This window comes from Rhodobacteraceae bacterium M382 (assembly GCA_025141015.1).
Taxonomy (GTDB): domain Bacteria; phylum Pseudomonadota; class Alphaproteobacteria; order Rhodobacterales; family Rhodobacteraceae; genus Aliisedimentitalea; species Aliisedimentitalea scapharcae.
Map to the genome: position 1 here is coordinate 2347830 of CP081098.1, position 13810 is coordinate 2361639.

Consider the following 13810-nt stretch of genomic DNA (forward strand, 5'->3'; position numbering starts at 1 on the left):
GTCAGAACCCGGCAAACCGCCACGTCTGTCGGGCATGTCCTGTCAAAAACCGAACAAATGATATCAGTCGCGGGAAACCACCAGACGCAAATGTGATCCACGGGGATCATATTCGGACTGATCTTCGGCAAATTCTGTCACCGATTGGTCAGACATCCGGGCGTCTTGCTGACCTTCAGGGGTGTGCCCCAAACCGTGGACATGGCGGATTTCTGTATGATCGACATTGAACCTGCATTGTCCGGAACCGGGTTTGCCCTGGGTCACCAGAACCCCCAACGCGCGGGTGACGTCCCCCAGATCGCTGCGCAGCGGCAGCATCAGCAGATGCCCCACGACAGGGCTGCGGCCTAACCGGGGTTCGCTGATCAGGTTCAATTGGACAACAGCAGGCGCATCGAACATTTTTTCGGTCGCGGCACTGACGGCCTTGCGCCCTTCGACTCCAAAGAAGCTGGTCAATGGCATCCCGCGGACTTCCATCCCGGCCAATTCGGTCAGATGATGTCCAGCAAGACGGAACCGGGCTATCCCGGGGGCGATCCGTTCCAGAATAAAGGCATATTCCAAAAGGTTTTCGATCCCACGCGGGTCAATTTGCGAGCGTCGCGGAATATTACCGTCACCCCGCAACGCGGTCCAATAGGCCTCGGCCTGACGCACCGGGGACAAGCTCTGGCTATTCCGGAACCGGTCCATGGCGACTACCTTCCCTTTTTCCGACACCAAGCCAGAGCGAAATCGCGAACCAAACAACATGACAGTCTTCCTTTACACGCCCCACCTTTTGTTGAAGTCCGCCCGATGTGCGTTGACCCGCCATTTAGGACTAGCTTCATAAAGGTTACCCAACTGTTAATGTGTCACGAGTTGTCTCAACTTTGTACCAATTCCTTAACAGTTGGTTAACATGGGATCGGGTGGCAGTTCCTTGCCTAGGGGTTGCCCTGAGTGGCCCGATGGCATTAGGTGCGCGCAACCCCGTTAACATGCGACAGGAGACCTGAAACATGGCTGACCCGCAGCTTTTGAAGTCGATGACCGGTTTTGCATCGGGCAAGGGTGATCTCGCCCCGTTTGCCTGGAGCTGGGAGCTGCGCAGTGTCAACGCCAAGGGATTGGATGTTCGTCTGCGCGTCCCCGATTGGTTGGACGGATTGGAGACGGCTTTGCGTGCTGAGCTGTCAAAATCGGTAACCCGGGGCAATATCACGCTGTCCCTGCGGCTGGTACGGACCGACGATAATGGCGGTCAGTTGTCGGTGAACCGGGCGACATTGGACGGGGTGTTGGCAGCATTGGCAAGCGTCGAGGCGCGTGCGGCGCAAACCGGCGTGACATTGGCACCGTCCCGGGGAACGGATCTTTTGGCCTTGCGGGGGGTGATGGAAATCGCTGCTGCCGATTTGGATCACACACCGTTGGTTGCCCGTCTCAAGCAAGACTTTGGCGCGCTGGTTGCGGCGTTTGTACAGATGCGCGCCGATGAGGGGGCCGCATTGGAACAGGTGATGCAAACTCAGCTGCGCACGATTGAAACCCTGACGGAACAGGCGGGGCTTTTGGCTGAATCCCGTCGCGCGCAGGCCGCCGAAACACTGAAGTCAAACCTGTCGCGTGTTCTGGACAACACGGACGGGGCTGACCCGGACCGGGTCGCCCAAGAGTTGGCGCTGATCGCAGTCAAAGCCGATGTCACCGAAGAACTGGACCGGTTGAGCGCCCATGTCGCGGCGGCCCGGACCCTGTTGGAGACCGGTGGACCGGTGGGCCGCAAGCTTGACTTCTTGATGCAGGAGTTCAACCGCGAGGCCAATACCCTGTGTTCCAAATCACAAAACAGCGGACTGACGGCCGTGGGGCTGGAGCTTAAGGCAGTTATCGACCAGATGCGCGAACAGGTTCAGAACGTCGAATAAACCCGCAGTATCATTAGGAGAAATACAATGGCAGATCGACGCGGTCTTCTGATCATTCTCAGCTCGCCTTCGGGTGCGGGCAAATCCACCCTGGCACGCCGGCTGATGGCCTGGGACACAGGGCTCAAGTTTTCGGTCTCCGCCACGACCCGGCAACCCAGGCCGGGCGAGGAGCACGGGCGAGAGTATTTTTTCCTGTCAGAAGATGAATTCAAACAGCAGGTCGCCGAAGGCAATATGCTGGAACATGCCCATGTGTTTGGCAATTTCTACGGCTCGCCTGCGGGACCGGTCAAAGATACCATTGAATCCGGTCAGGATGTGCTGTTCGACGTTGATTGGCAGGGGGAAATTCAGATCCGCAATTCAGATCTGGGTAAACACGCTTTGTCGATTTTTATCCTGCCGCCGTCGATCACTGAATTGCGCCGCCGACTGGAAACCCGCGCACAGGACAGCGATGACGTGATTTCGAAACGGATGCTCAAAAGCTGGGATGAAATCAGCCATTGGGGCTATTACGATTATGTGCTGGTCAATGATGATCTGGACGAAACCGAAGAACGCCTGAAAACCATTGTCCAGGCCGAACGCATGCGCCGGATTCAACAGCCCCGCCTGCAAGATCACGTTCGCACCCTTCAAACACAATTCGAGGAACAGTCATGACCATCTATGCCCTTGGAGCGCACAAACCACAGATCCATTCCGACACCTGGGTGGCACCGGACGTAAACCTGATCGGCAAAGTGGTTCTGGAGGAGGGGGCCAGTGTCTGGTTTGGCACCACGATCCGCGCGGATCATGAAGAGATCCGGGTCGGTGCCGGTTCCAACGTACAGGAAAACTGTGTCATGCATATCGACGCGGGTTTCCCGCTGACAATCGGCAAAAATTGCACCATCGGCCACAAGGTGATGCTGCACGGTTGTACCATCGGGGACAATACGTTGATCGGTATGGGGGCGACCATTTTGAACGGGGCCAAGATCGGCAAGAATTGCCTGATCGGCGCCGGGGCGCTGGTGACCGAAAACAAGGAAATCCCGGATAATTCCCTGGTTATGGGGGCACCGGGCAAGGTGGTGCGTGAAATCACCGATGAACATGCCCGTCGTCTGACCATGAGCGCGTTGCATTATCAGGAAAACATGCGCCGGTTCCGGGATGAAATGACGCCGGTCCAGGACTAAGTGTGACGGGGTTTCCGTTTGGGATACCCTGGGCGCAATAACTGCCATATATCGGTTACAAACTTCTGACACGAGAGGGGGTACATGCCTGTTCACCGAAAGGGAGACCCGATGTCGGAACTGTTTTTTGCGCAATTGGTGGACGCGATTCCACTGCCGGCAGTGCTGGTCGGGCAAGAAGAACGGTTCCTGGGGGCAAATGCCGAAGCTCGGACCGTATTCGGAGCGTCGTTGGTCGGGCGTCATTTTGCCACTTTGCTGCGCCAACCTCCGGTGATCGAAGCAATCGAGACCTGTCTGGCCGATCGGACGCCACAAACCACCCGGCATCTGGGCAATGATGGGGCGCAGGACACCACCTTTGATGTGACCTGTCGCCATATTTCTGGCCCGCAGATCCCACAGGGCGGAGTGGTTTTGATCACCTTTCGCGATGTCTCGGAACTGGAACAGGCCAGCCAGATGCGCCGAGATTTTGTCGCCAATGTCAGCCATGAATTGCGCACGCCACTGACCGCGTTGATGGGGTTTATCGAAACCCTGCGCGGACCAGCCCGCAATGACGCGGGTGCACGGGACCGGTTTCTTGAGATCATGGACGGCGAAGCCCAACGGATGAATCGCCTGGTGGGGGATCTGTTGTCGCTCAACCGGGTTGAAAGCGAAGAACGGGTGCGTCCGCGTGAAACCGTTGACCTGTGCCAGCAGCTGGAGTCGATCCTCACGGCGTTGCAGCCAGTAGCGGACAAAGTGGCAACCACATTGGTTCTGGCCCCCCATGACCAGACTGTCGAAGTTCTGGGCGATACGGATCAGTTGCGCCAGGTTTTCACCAACTTGATTGAAAACGCGATCAAATACGGCAAACCCAAAGGAACTGTGACCATTCGGCTGACATTGGTCGACCGGGATGTTTCGGTGCGCGCCGCCGCAGTTTACGTTCAGATCATGGATGACGGCCCCGGCATAGACCCGGTGCATTTGCCACGCCTGACCCAGCGGTTTTACCGCGCCGACAATCACCGATCACGCGAGATGGGGGGCACCGGGTTGGGGTTGGCCATTGTCAAACACATCATCAATCGGCATCGCGGCAGATTGAGAGTGGACAGTGAATTGGGCAAGGGCAGCTGCTTTACGGTCGTTCTGCCGCGTTGATCCGCGACATCTGCAAATATCTGTCACAATCCGCTGTCACATTAGGTCGATTTCCGCGTCCCTGGCGCGTTGTTCCGGTAATGACTCGTTAATGAATTTGTCGACGGGATGACAAAATCACCCGGAAAAAGCGTCCCCGAACGAAAAATCCGATCTTTGTCATACAGCTGTTACATCGCTGTCACAAAAGCGCAATCAGACGCCCCTAGAGCTGACGCCAGGATCATCAAGGGGATGATCATTGCGACACGCACCCGAGGAGACCAAGATGTCTTTTGTGAAACTGACTGCATCCGCGCTGGCCATTGCGGCCATTTCAGCCACCGCCGCCGCCGCCCGCGACCAGATCCGGATCGTTGGTTCGTCCACCGTATTTCCGTTCTCGACAGCTGTAGCGGAACAATTCGGCCGCACCACCGATTTCAAAACTCCGGTTGTTGAATCAACTGGATCTGGCGGTGGCATGAAGCTGTTCTGCGCCGGCGTCGGCACCGAGCACCCGGACCTGACCAATGCCTCGCGCCGCATGAAGTCCAAGGAATTCAAGCTGTGCGCCGAAAATGGTGTGACTGAAATCACCGAAGTCAAAATCGGCTATGATGGCATCGTTGTTGCCAACGCCAAATCCGGCCAAGATTTTTCTGTGACCCGCGCTCAGCTGTGGACCGCCCTGGCCGCAGCCGGCCCGCTGCCCACCACCTGGGACGAAGTTGACCCTTCGCTGCCCGCGATCGACATCGAAGTTCTGGGCCCCCCGCCGTCGTCGGGTACCCGTGACGCATTCGAAGAGCTGGTGATGCAGAAAGCCTGTAAATCGCTGGAAAAAGGCGACAAAAAATACTGCAAGGGTGACGGCAGCCACATTCGCGAAGACGGTGTCTACGTCGAAGCAGGCGAAAACGACAACCTGATCGTGTCCAAGCTGGAAGCCAACCCCAATGCACTGGGCGTCTTTGGGTTCTCCTTCCTGGACCAGAACGCCGATGCGATCAAAGGGTCGTATGTGGATGGTGTCGAGCCGACATTTGAGAACATCGCTTCGGGTGATTACCCAGTGTCGCGTTCGATGTACTTCTACATCAAGCAAGCCCATGTGGGCGTCGTTCCGGGCATCCAGGAATTCGCTGTTGAATTCATGTCGGATGGTGCCACCGGCGAAGAAGGGTACACCGTTGACAAAGGCCTGATCCCGCTGCCGACCGACGCGCATAAAGCCGTCCAGGCCGCAGTCGAAGGTCTGACCAAAATGACCGGTAACGAGTGGAACTGATCCGCTCGTAATCGGGCAGGGGGCCACGTCGCCCCCTGTCGCTTCTTTTCAGAAACCCCCGGCTTTTGCCACATTTCCCCTGGATCACGCTATGACCTCGATACTGGCTGCCCTGGTGATTATTGCCGCGCTGGCAACATTTCTTCTGGGGCGGGTAAAGGCCGTGACGGTTTCGTCAGGCGATCAATCTGCACTGCATTCGCGCCCGTCCTATCACGGGTTCTTTGGCTTTCTGGTGGTCCTGCTGGGCGGGCTGGGGATGCTGGTGGTGGTGACCGTCGTTTCGGCCTATCACACCAATACATCCTTGATGTCCCAAATCGGGGACATGGCACCGGACATGGTCTATATCGAACGCCAGCTGGTGCTGTCGGATGCCAAGGCGTTGGCCACCGGGCAGGTGGCGTCCAAATCGGACACGATGCGCCAGGAAATCGCGGCTGAATTTGCATCGCTGGCTACGATCTGGACCTGGATTCGGGGCATTGCCGTCCTGGGCGTCATCGCCCTGGGCGTGATCTATTCCCAGCGGCAGATTTCCCTGTCCTCCCGCGCCCGCAACCATTCAGAGCTGATCATTCAGGCAATTCTGGCGGTGATGGCCGTGATCGCGGTTCTGACCACTGTCGGCATTGTTCTGTCGCTGATCTTTGAAACCCTGAACTTCTTTGCCAAGATCGACTGGCGCATCGACAAATTTCTGTTTGGCACAACCTGGAGCCCTCTGTCTGGTGTGCACACCGGTGAAATGGACGCAGACAAGGTCGGAGCCATTCCGCTCTTTGCCGGGACGCTGCTGATCACGTTGATCGCGATGCTGGTGGCGGTTCCGATCGGATTGTTTGCCGCCATCTACCTGTCCGATTTTGCCACCCCCCGCGTACGCGCCTGGGCCAAACCGATGCTGGAGATCCTCGCTGGGATCCCGACTGTGGTCTATGGCTTTTTCGCAGCCATCACCGTGGCTCCGTTCTTTCGCAACTCTGGCGAGGCGATTGGTCTGTCGATTGCGTCGGAATCGGCGCTGGTGGCGGGGATCGTCATGGGGATCATGATCATCCCATTCATCTCCTCCCTGTCGGATGACGTGATCAATTCGGTTCCCCAAACGCTGCGCGATGGGTCCTATGGTTTGGGTGCAACCAAGGCGGAAACCATCACCCAGGTCGTCCTGCCCGCGGCGCTTCCCGGTATCGTGTCGGCCTGTCTGTTGGGGTTCTCGCGTGCTGTGGGCGAAACCATGATTGTGGTGATGGCCGCAGGTCAGGGTGCCAATCTGACTGCCAACCCATTCGAGGCCGTGACCACGGTGACCGTGCAGATCGTCATGCTGATCACCGGTGACACCGAAGCAGAAACTGCTGCCGGGCCGGCCTTTACCCTGGGGTTCACTCTGTTCTGCGTGACCCTGTTGATGAATGTCGCTGCGCAACGGATCGTTGCCCGTTACCGCGAATTGTATGATTGATCGGACCTGAAACGATGTCAGACATCTCCCAGACCCCGCATGGCTCGTTGATCGAGGCCGCGCAATCCGACAAACGCCTGCGCCGCCGCAAGGCCAAGGTGACCCGGCTCAAGACCTATGGCATTGCTGCCATTGCCGCCTCTGGCCTGGCTTTGGTGTCGCTGTTGTCGTCGGTTGTGGTCCAGACCTCGTCGGCGCTGACCGAAAGCTATGTGACATTGCCGGTGACCTTGTCCGAGGACACGGTTGACCCCAACGGAGAACGCAACCCCAAGGAAATCCTGCGGGCAGATTTTGCGGGATTGACCAAGTCGACCCTGCGAGAGGTATTCCCATCCGTCAAGGCGCGCAAAGCCAAACGCGAAATGTATGACATCGTTTCGGGCGGGGCACCTTTTGAACTGGCCGCGATGGTCAGTGCAAATCCAGATCTGGTGGGGCAGACCATCGACTATCGGTTTCTGGCATCGGATGTAACGGATCTGTATCTCAAGGGCAGCTACGGGACGTTGGACCGTGTCGATGTGTCCGGTGCGCTTAGCGTCGAGATGGACGGGAAAGACGCTGTGATCACGTCGACGTCTGACGATTTCGCCAATATGCTGGCTGTGGTCAAACGCGATCTGGTGGCTGATGCTGCACATCTGCGACGCAAAGCGGCGATGCAGAATAATGGTGCGGCGGTTTTTGCAAAACGTGCACAGGACGCGACTGTCGAAGAAGACGTCCAGAAGAACCGCAAACTTTCTGCCGCGCGCGCCGCCGAACGCGACAACCTGCTGCAACAGGCAGCTGATCTGGACGCAAGGGCCCAGGACACATCCGCGCCCGAAGAGCTGACACGCGAAAACAATTCGCTGATGGTGCGGGTGGGTGACGGTTGGATCAAGCTGACCCAATTGTCCCCAACCCAGGCACACGGCATTGTTCTGACCCCACTGAGCGGCGCCGCCAACGCTGTGAGCGACTGGGGCCTGTTCACCACTGAACTTCCCGAAGCGTCGCGCAAGGTGTCTGACTTGTCGATTGCCCTGATCGAAGATCTCCAGGCACGCGGCGCAATCGACAGGGTATTCAATTGGCGGTTCTTCACCGCCAGCGATTCCCGCGAACCTGAACTGGCCGGGGTATGGGGCGCGGCCATTGGGTCGTTGCTCACCATGCTGGTGACTTTCTCTCTGGCGTTTCCGATTGGCGTGTCGGCTGCCATCTACCTGGAAGAATTTGCACCCAAGAACCGGTTCACGGCCTTTATCGAAGTCAACATCAACAATCTGGCGGCGGTTCCGTCGATCGTGTTCGGCCTGTTGGGGTTGTCGGTCTTCCTGGGGGTTTTTGGCGTGCCGCGTTCGTCGCCCTTGGCCGGTGGTATTGTGCTGGCGCTGATGACATTGCCCACGATCATCATCGCCGCACGCGCCGCGATCAAGGCCGTGCCGCCCAGCATCCGGGATGCGGCGTTGGGGGTCGGGGCCTCGAAACTGCAAGCGACGTTCCACCATGTCCTGCCGTTGGCGATGCCCGGCATCCTGACCGGTACGATTATTGGCATGGCCCAGGCGCTGGGGGAAACCGCTCCATTGATCATGATCGGGATGGTCGCCTTTATCGTTGATATTCCGACTTCGATCACTGACAGCGCCAGCGTTCTGCCGGTGCAGGTGTTCCGCTGGTCGGACTTCCCGGAACGGGCGTTTCAGGCCAAAACCGGTGCTGCCATTGCTGTATTGCTGTTCTTTCTGGTGGCGATGAACGCCGTCGCTATCATCCTGCGCCGCCGGTTCGAACGCCGTTGGTAAGCCGCGCATCAGAGGTATAAGATCATGAATGACATGAGAATTGTGGAGAGACACGTGGACACCCAACACGTCAAAATCGCGGCCCGGAACGTTCAGGTGTTTTACGGTGACACCCACGCCATCAAGGACGTGAATGTGGACATTCAGGACAAGACGGTCACCGCCTTTATCGGCCCGTCCGGTTGTGGGAAATCAACCTTTCTGCGGTGTATGAACCGGATGAATGACACCATCGACAGCTGCCGGATCACTGGTGATATTCTGTTGGATGGGGAAAACATTTATGACAAACGGGTCGATCCGGTTCAATTGCGGGCCAAAGTGGGCATGGTGTTTCAGAAACCCAATCCGTTTCCCAAGTCCATCTACGACAATGTCGCCTATGGCCCCAAGATCCACGGCATGGCCAAGAACAAGGCCGAGCTGGATGTGATCGTCGAAAAGGCTTTGCGACGCGGTGCCATCTGGGATGAGGTCAAGGATCGTCTGGACGCGCCAGGCACCGGTCTGTCCGGCGGCCAGCAACAGCGTCTGTGCATCGCCCGCGCTGTGGCCACCGAACCCGAAGTCCTGTTGATGGATGAACCCTGTTCGGCGCTGGACCCCATTGCGACGGCCCAGGTCGAGGAACTGATCGACGAGCTGCGTCAGCGGTTTTCGGTCGTGATTGTCACACATTCGATGCAACAGGCCGCCCGTGTCAGCCAAAAAACCGCGTTCTTCCACCTTGGCAACCTGGTCGAGTTCGGCGAGACCGGCCAGATTTTCACCAACCCCGAAGATCCACGCACCGAAAGCTATATTACGGGCCGTATCGGCTGAGCCCCGGGATCAGCCCCAGGAACGACCGCAAGAACAGCCGCAAGAACAGCCCCGGAAAAACCCAAGGAACAGATCCATGGTAGACCAACATATCGTATCCGCCTTTGACCGTGATCTCGAAGGGATCCAAGCCCAGATCATGAAGATGGGCGGGCTGGTTGAAGAGGCGATCATGAAATCCGCGCGCGCGCTGGAAGCGCGCGACGAAGAGCTGGCCGAAACTGTGCGCGCCGCGGACAAGGCCGTCGATGCTTTGGATGAATCCATCAATGAAGAGGCTGCCCGCCTGATTGCGCTGCGGTCTCCCACAGCAGGGGACTTGCGGCTGGTTCTGACCGTGATGCGGATCTCGACCAATCTGGAACGCATTGGCGATTATGCCAAGAACATCGCCAAACGTACCGGTGTTCTGGCTCAGGTGCCTCCGGTCAACGACAGCACCGCGGCTCTGCGGCGCATGGCGCGCGAAGTCGAACGTATGCTCAAGGACGCATTGGATGCCTATATCCAACGCGACGTCGAATTGGCCCAGGACGTGATCGAACGCGACCACGAAGTCGACCAGATGTACAACGCCCTGTTTCGGGAATTCCTGACATTCATGATGGAAGATCCCCGCAACATCACGCCGTGTATGCATTTGCATTTCATCGGCAAGAACATCGAACGCATGGGGGACCATGTAACGTCCGTCGCCGAACAGGTTATCTATCTGGTGTCCGGGGAACGCCCCGATGAGTTCCGGACCAAGGCCGACATCACCAGCACCACTCCGGTCGAGGGTTAACCCATGTCAGCGGACCAACCCAGCGTTCTTGTCGTCGAAGATGAAATGGCCCAACGCGAAGTGCTCGCCTATAACCTCGAAGCCGAAGGGTTCCAGGTGACCCGCGCCGAAAACGGTGAAGAAGCGCTGTTGCTGGTGTCCGAAGTCATGCCGGATATTATTGTTCTGGACTGGATGATGCCCAATCTCAGCGGTATCGAAGTCTGCCGCCGACTGAAATCGCGCCCCGAAACCCGGTCCATCCCGATCATCATGTTGTCCGCCCGCACCGAAGAGCTGGACAAGGTCCGCGGCCTGGAAACCGGAGCGGACGATTATGTGGTCAAACCCTATTCGGTGGTCGAACTGATGGCGCGGGTGCGAACCCAACTGCGTCGTGTGCGTCCATCGACTGTGGGGGTCAGGCTGGAGTTTCGCGATATCGTGCTGGATTCGGAAACTCACAAGGTCAGCCGTGACGGAGACCCCTTGAAACTGGGCCCGACCGAATTCCGACTGTTGTCGACCTTTATGGAAAAACCCGGTCGGGTGTGGACGCGCGAACAATTGTTGGACAGGGTCTGGGGGCGCGACATTTTTGTTGATACCCGCACCGTCGATGTCCATATCGGCCGGTTGCGCAAGGCGTTGACACAATTTGGTGGGGATGACCCGGTGCGGACCGTGCGTGGTGCGGGGTATGCCTTGGGGTGATCCCAATTCGCATCGACCAGACACCGGGGATCCGCTCTTCATCTGGCCAGAAATATCCCGGGGGAGTCCCTGCCTGCAGGGACGGGGGCAGAGCCCCCGGTTTGTCCAGCCCCAGGGGTCATCGGGGCAGTGGATCTTCGGGCTGGGCCTTGGTTGACATCCAGTCACGAAATTTGATTAACGCGGGGGCATCGGCCTTGTTTTCAGGCCAGACCAGGAAATAGGCCCCCTCGCTCTCAACGGCTTCGCTGTGCAGGGCGATCAACCGCCCTGTGGCCAGATCCTGTTCCACCAGATATTCAGGCATCAACGCCACGCCAAGCCCGTGCAAGGCGGCTTGGGTGATGGTTGCAAACTGGTCGTACAACGTCCCGGAGAGGTCCACATCACCCGTCAGCCCCTGTTTGTGAAACCAGTCTCGCCAGGCATGCGGACGGGTTTGAATATGCAGCAACGGCAGGGACAGAATATCCGCAGGTGTTGTCAGCCGACGCTCCCCCAACAGCCCCGGCGCACAGACCGGGATGACTTGCTCATTGCGCAATAGCATCGACTGAGTGCCCGGCCACATCGCATCCCCAAAATGGATCGCAGCATCAAACCCGTCAGAGGCAAAGCTGAACGGCACCAGACGGGTGGTCATGTTGATGGTTACATCCGGGTGCAATCGGGCGAATTCCGGTAGCCGTGGCATCAGCCAGCGCATTCCGAATGTGGGCAGGATTGCCAGGTTCAAGGTTCCGGCCAACGGCGCGGCCTGTAACCGCAGGGACGCTTGGGCGATCTGGTTCAACGCCTGGCGAATTTCGGTGACATAGTCCCGCGCCGCAGGGGTAAGCGACAGCCGTTTGCGGTCGCGCTGGATCAATGTGGTGTCCAGCTGTTCTTCGAGCGATTGCAGCTGGCGGCTGACTGCGCTTTGGGTCAGGGACATTTCTTCGGCCACAGCCGATGCGCTGCCCAATCTGTCCAGCGCCTCAAGCGCGCGCAGCGCGGAAATTGATGGGGTAAAACGGCGCGGTGCAATCATCATGTATTCCGGATTCTCATGAACTCATGTGAAATAGGCGATTTTCTTTGCTCTTTGCTCATAGTATGTCCAGTCCAAATTGGCAAATTCAAGGGCTGACATCATGACCGAAGCTTCGAAACCTGCACTGCGCGCCAAAGACGCCCCCGATCTGGGTCGTTTCAACTGGGAAGACGCGCTGCGTCTGGACGACCAGCTGAGCGAAGAAGAGCGCATGATCGCCGAGTCCGCCCGCGCCTATGCACAGGAAAAACTGCAAACCCGTGTGACCGAGGCCTACGCCAATGAACACACTGACCCGGACATCTTTCGCGAGATGGGGGAGATGGGCCTGCTGGGCACCACAATCCCCGAGGAGTACGGTGGGTTGGGGTCAAACTATGTGTCCTACGGTCTGGTGGCGCGCGAAGTTGAACGTGTCGACAGCGGCTATCGGTCGATGATGTCGGTCCAGTCTTCGCTGGTGATGTATCCGATCTATGCCTACGGCAGCGAAGAACAGCGCCAGAAATATCTGCCAAAACTGGCAAGCGGCGAATGGATCGGGTGTTTCGGACTCACCGAACCAGATGCCGGATCCGACCCGGCCAGCATGAAGACCCGCGCGGAAAAGACCGATGGTGGCTATCGGCTGACCGGATCAAAGATGTGGATTTCGAATGCGCCAATTGCGGATGTCTTTGTTGTTTGGGCCAAATCCGAAGCCCACGGCGGTAAAATTCGTGGCTTTGTCCTGGACAAGGGCACCAAGGGGCTGAGCGCGCCCAAGATCGAAAACAAGGCGTCCTTGCGCGCCTCGATCACCGGGGAAATCGTTCTGGACAGCGTCGAAGTTGGCGAAGAAGCGCTGCTGCCGCATGTGCAGGGGCTGAAAGGTCCATTCGGCTGCTTGAACCGGGCGCGCTATGGCATCGCCTGGGGGGCCATGGGCGCTGCCGAGGCCTGCTGGCACGCCGCCCGTCAATATGGTCTAGACCGCAAACAGTTCGATCGCCCATTGGCCAACACCCAGTTGTTTCAACTGAAACTCGCAAACATGCAGACTGAAATCACCCTGGGTCTGCAGGCTGCATTGCGCGTCGGGCGTCTGATGGATCAGGCCAATGCCGCGCCCGAGATGATTTCGATCATCAAGCGCAACAACTGTGGCAAGGCGCTGGAAATCGCGCGCCACGCCCGCGACATGCACGGCGGGAATGGCATCAGCCTGGAATTCAATGTCATCCGTCACATGGTGAACCTGGAAACGGTCAATACCTATGAGGGCACGCATGACGTGCATGCGCTGATCCTGGGCCGCGCACAAACAGGATTGCAGGCGTTCTATTAAGCCCTGGTTTCCACGCTGACAAACCAAGCCGGGCCACCCCGATGGTCCGGCTTTTTTGTGTCCTGGTCTTATCCAGCCTGATTGAGTTCGGACAAAAGAAGGCTGGAAGTGACGACCTCTGCGGGCCCAGGCGTCTATCGCCATTTCCGTCGTTGAACCCTGGCCATACTTTGGGAGGACATTCTGGACGCCCTGCAAATGATCGACAGGATCGTCAGCCGCGCCCATCATCAGGCAGCTGGCTCCACAGGGGGGCTGCGTAGCAGGGTTTTGGCTATGAGAACTGAGATCACGTCGGGCCAAACATCCGATACCTGAGGTTCGATCTTGTCATGGACGAC

Annotated in this window: 13 protein-coding genes; 11 read left to right on the plus strand and 2 right to left on the minus strand. The window is 58.0% G+C overall.

Translation table 11 applies throughout. The annotated features are described in order from the left end of the window. Positions 1–63 precede the first annotated feature (63 nt). Positions 64–759: a PAS domain-containing protein gene (locus tag K3727_10975; protein ID UWQ89357.1), complete on the minus strand. Its 696-nt coding sequence runs from the start codon at positions 757–759 to the stop codon at positions 64–66. Between the two features lie 278 nt (positions 760–1037). Here K3727_10975 and K3727_10980 point away from each other — a divergent pair, with 278 nt between their 5' ends. The 10 genes from K3727_10980 to phoB all read left to right on the plus strand — a co-directional run bounded on the left by K3727_10980 (position 1038) and on the right by phoB (position 11109). Beyond that, positions 1038–1919, plus strand: coding sequence for a YicC family protein (locus K3727_10980; GenBank protein ID UWQ93347.1), 882 nt, complete (start codon positions 1038–1040; stop codon positions 1917–1919). 27 nt (positions 1920–1946) lie between these two features. Beyond that, positions 1947–2588 (plus strand): guanylate kinase, encoded by a 642-nt coding sequence (gmk, locus tag K3727_10985; protein ID UWQ89358.1) that lies wholly within the window; start codon positions 1947–1949, stop codon positions 2586–2588. Further along, the gene (locus K3727_10990) at positions 2585–3112 is read left to right on the plus strand and encodes a gamma carbonic anhydrase family protein (protein UWQ89359.1); all 528 of its coding nucleotides are present in this window, start codon (positions 2585–2587) and stop codon (positions 3110–3112) included. Before gmk ends, K3727_10990 begins: the two co-directional genes overlap by 4 nt. Before the next feature lie 111 nt (positions 3113–3223). Continuing rightward, entirely contained in the window at positions 3224–4270 is a 1047-nt protein-coding gene (locus K3727_10995) for a PAS domain-containing protein (GenBank protein ID UWQ89360.1), read from the plus strand. A gap of 268 nt (positions 4271–4538) precedes the next feature. After that, positions 4539–5540, plus strand: a complete 1002-nt coding sequence (locus K3727_11000) for a substrate-binding domain-containing protein (protein ID UWQ89361.1) — start codon at positions 4539–4541, stop codon at positions 5538–5540. Positions 5541–5631: 91 nt separating this feature from the next. Beyond that, the gene (gene pstC / locus K3727_11005; GenBank protein ID UWQ89362.1) at positions 5632–7008 is read left to right on the plus strand and encodes a phosphate ABC transporter permease subunit PstC; all 1377 of its coding nucleotides are present in this window, start codon (positions 5632–5634) and stop codon (positions 7006–7008) included. Positions 7009–7022: 14 nt separating this feature from the next. Continuing rightward, positions 7023–8807: a phosphate ABC transporter permease PstA gene (pstA, locus tag K3727_11010; GenBank protein UWQ89363.1), complete on the plus strand. Its 1785-nt coding sequence runs from the start codon at positions 7023–7025 to the stop codon at positions 8805–8807. A gap of 24 nt (positions 8808–8831) precedes the next feature. Further along, positions 8832–9629, plus strand: a complete 798-nt coding sequence (gene pstB / locus K3727_11015) for a phosphate ABC transporter ATP-binding protein PstB (GenBank protein ID UWQ89364.1) — start codon at positions 8832–8834, stop codon at positions 9627–9629. 76 nt (positions 9630–9705) lie between these two features. Continuing rightward, on the plus strand, positions 9706–10416 hold the full coding sequence (phoU, locus tag K3727_11020; protein UWQ89365.1) for a phosphate signaling complex protein PhoU: 711 nt from the start codon (positions 9706–9708) through the stop codon (positions 10414–10416). Positions 10417–10419: 3 nt separating this feature from the next. Then, positions 10420–11109, plus strand: a complete 690-nt coding sequence (phoB, locus tag K3727_11025) for a phosphate regulon transcriptional regulator PhoB (GenBank protein ID UWQ89366.1) — start codon at positions 10420–10422, stop codon at positions 11107–11109. A 118-nt stretch (positions 11110–11227) separates the two neighbouring features. On the opposite strand, the gene K3727_11030 is transcribed toward phoB, so the two are convergent. Further along, positions 11228–12139 (minus strand): LysR family transcriptional regulator, encoded by a 912-nt coding sequence (locus K3727_11030; protein UWQ93348.1) that lies wholly within the window; start codon positions 12137–12139, stop codon positions 11228–11230. Positions 12140–12242: 103 nt separating this feature from the next. On the opposite strand from K3727_11030, the gene K3727_11035 reads away from it, so the two are divergent. Continuing rightward, the gene (locus K3727_11035) at positions 12243–13469 is read left to right on the plus strand and encodes an acyl-CoA dehydrogenase (GenBank protein ID UWQ89367.1); all 1227 of its coding nucleotides are present in this window, start codon (positions 12243–12245) and stop codon (positions 13467–13469) included. The last annotated feature ends 341 nt before the right edge of the window (positions 13470–13810 follow it).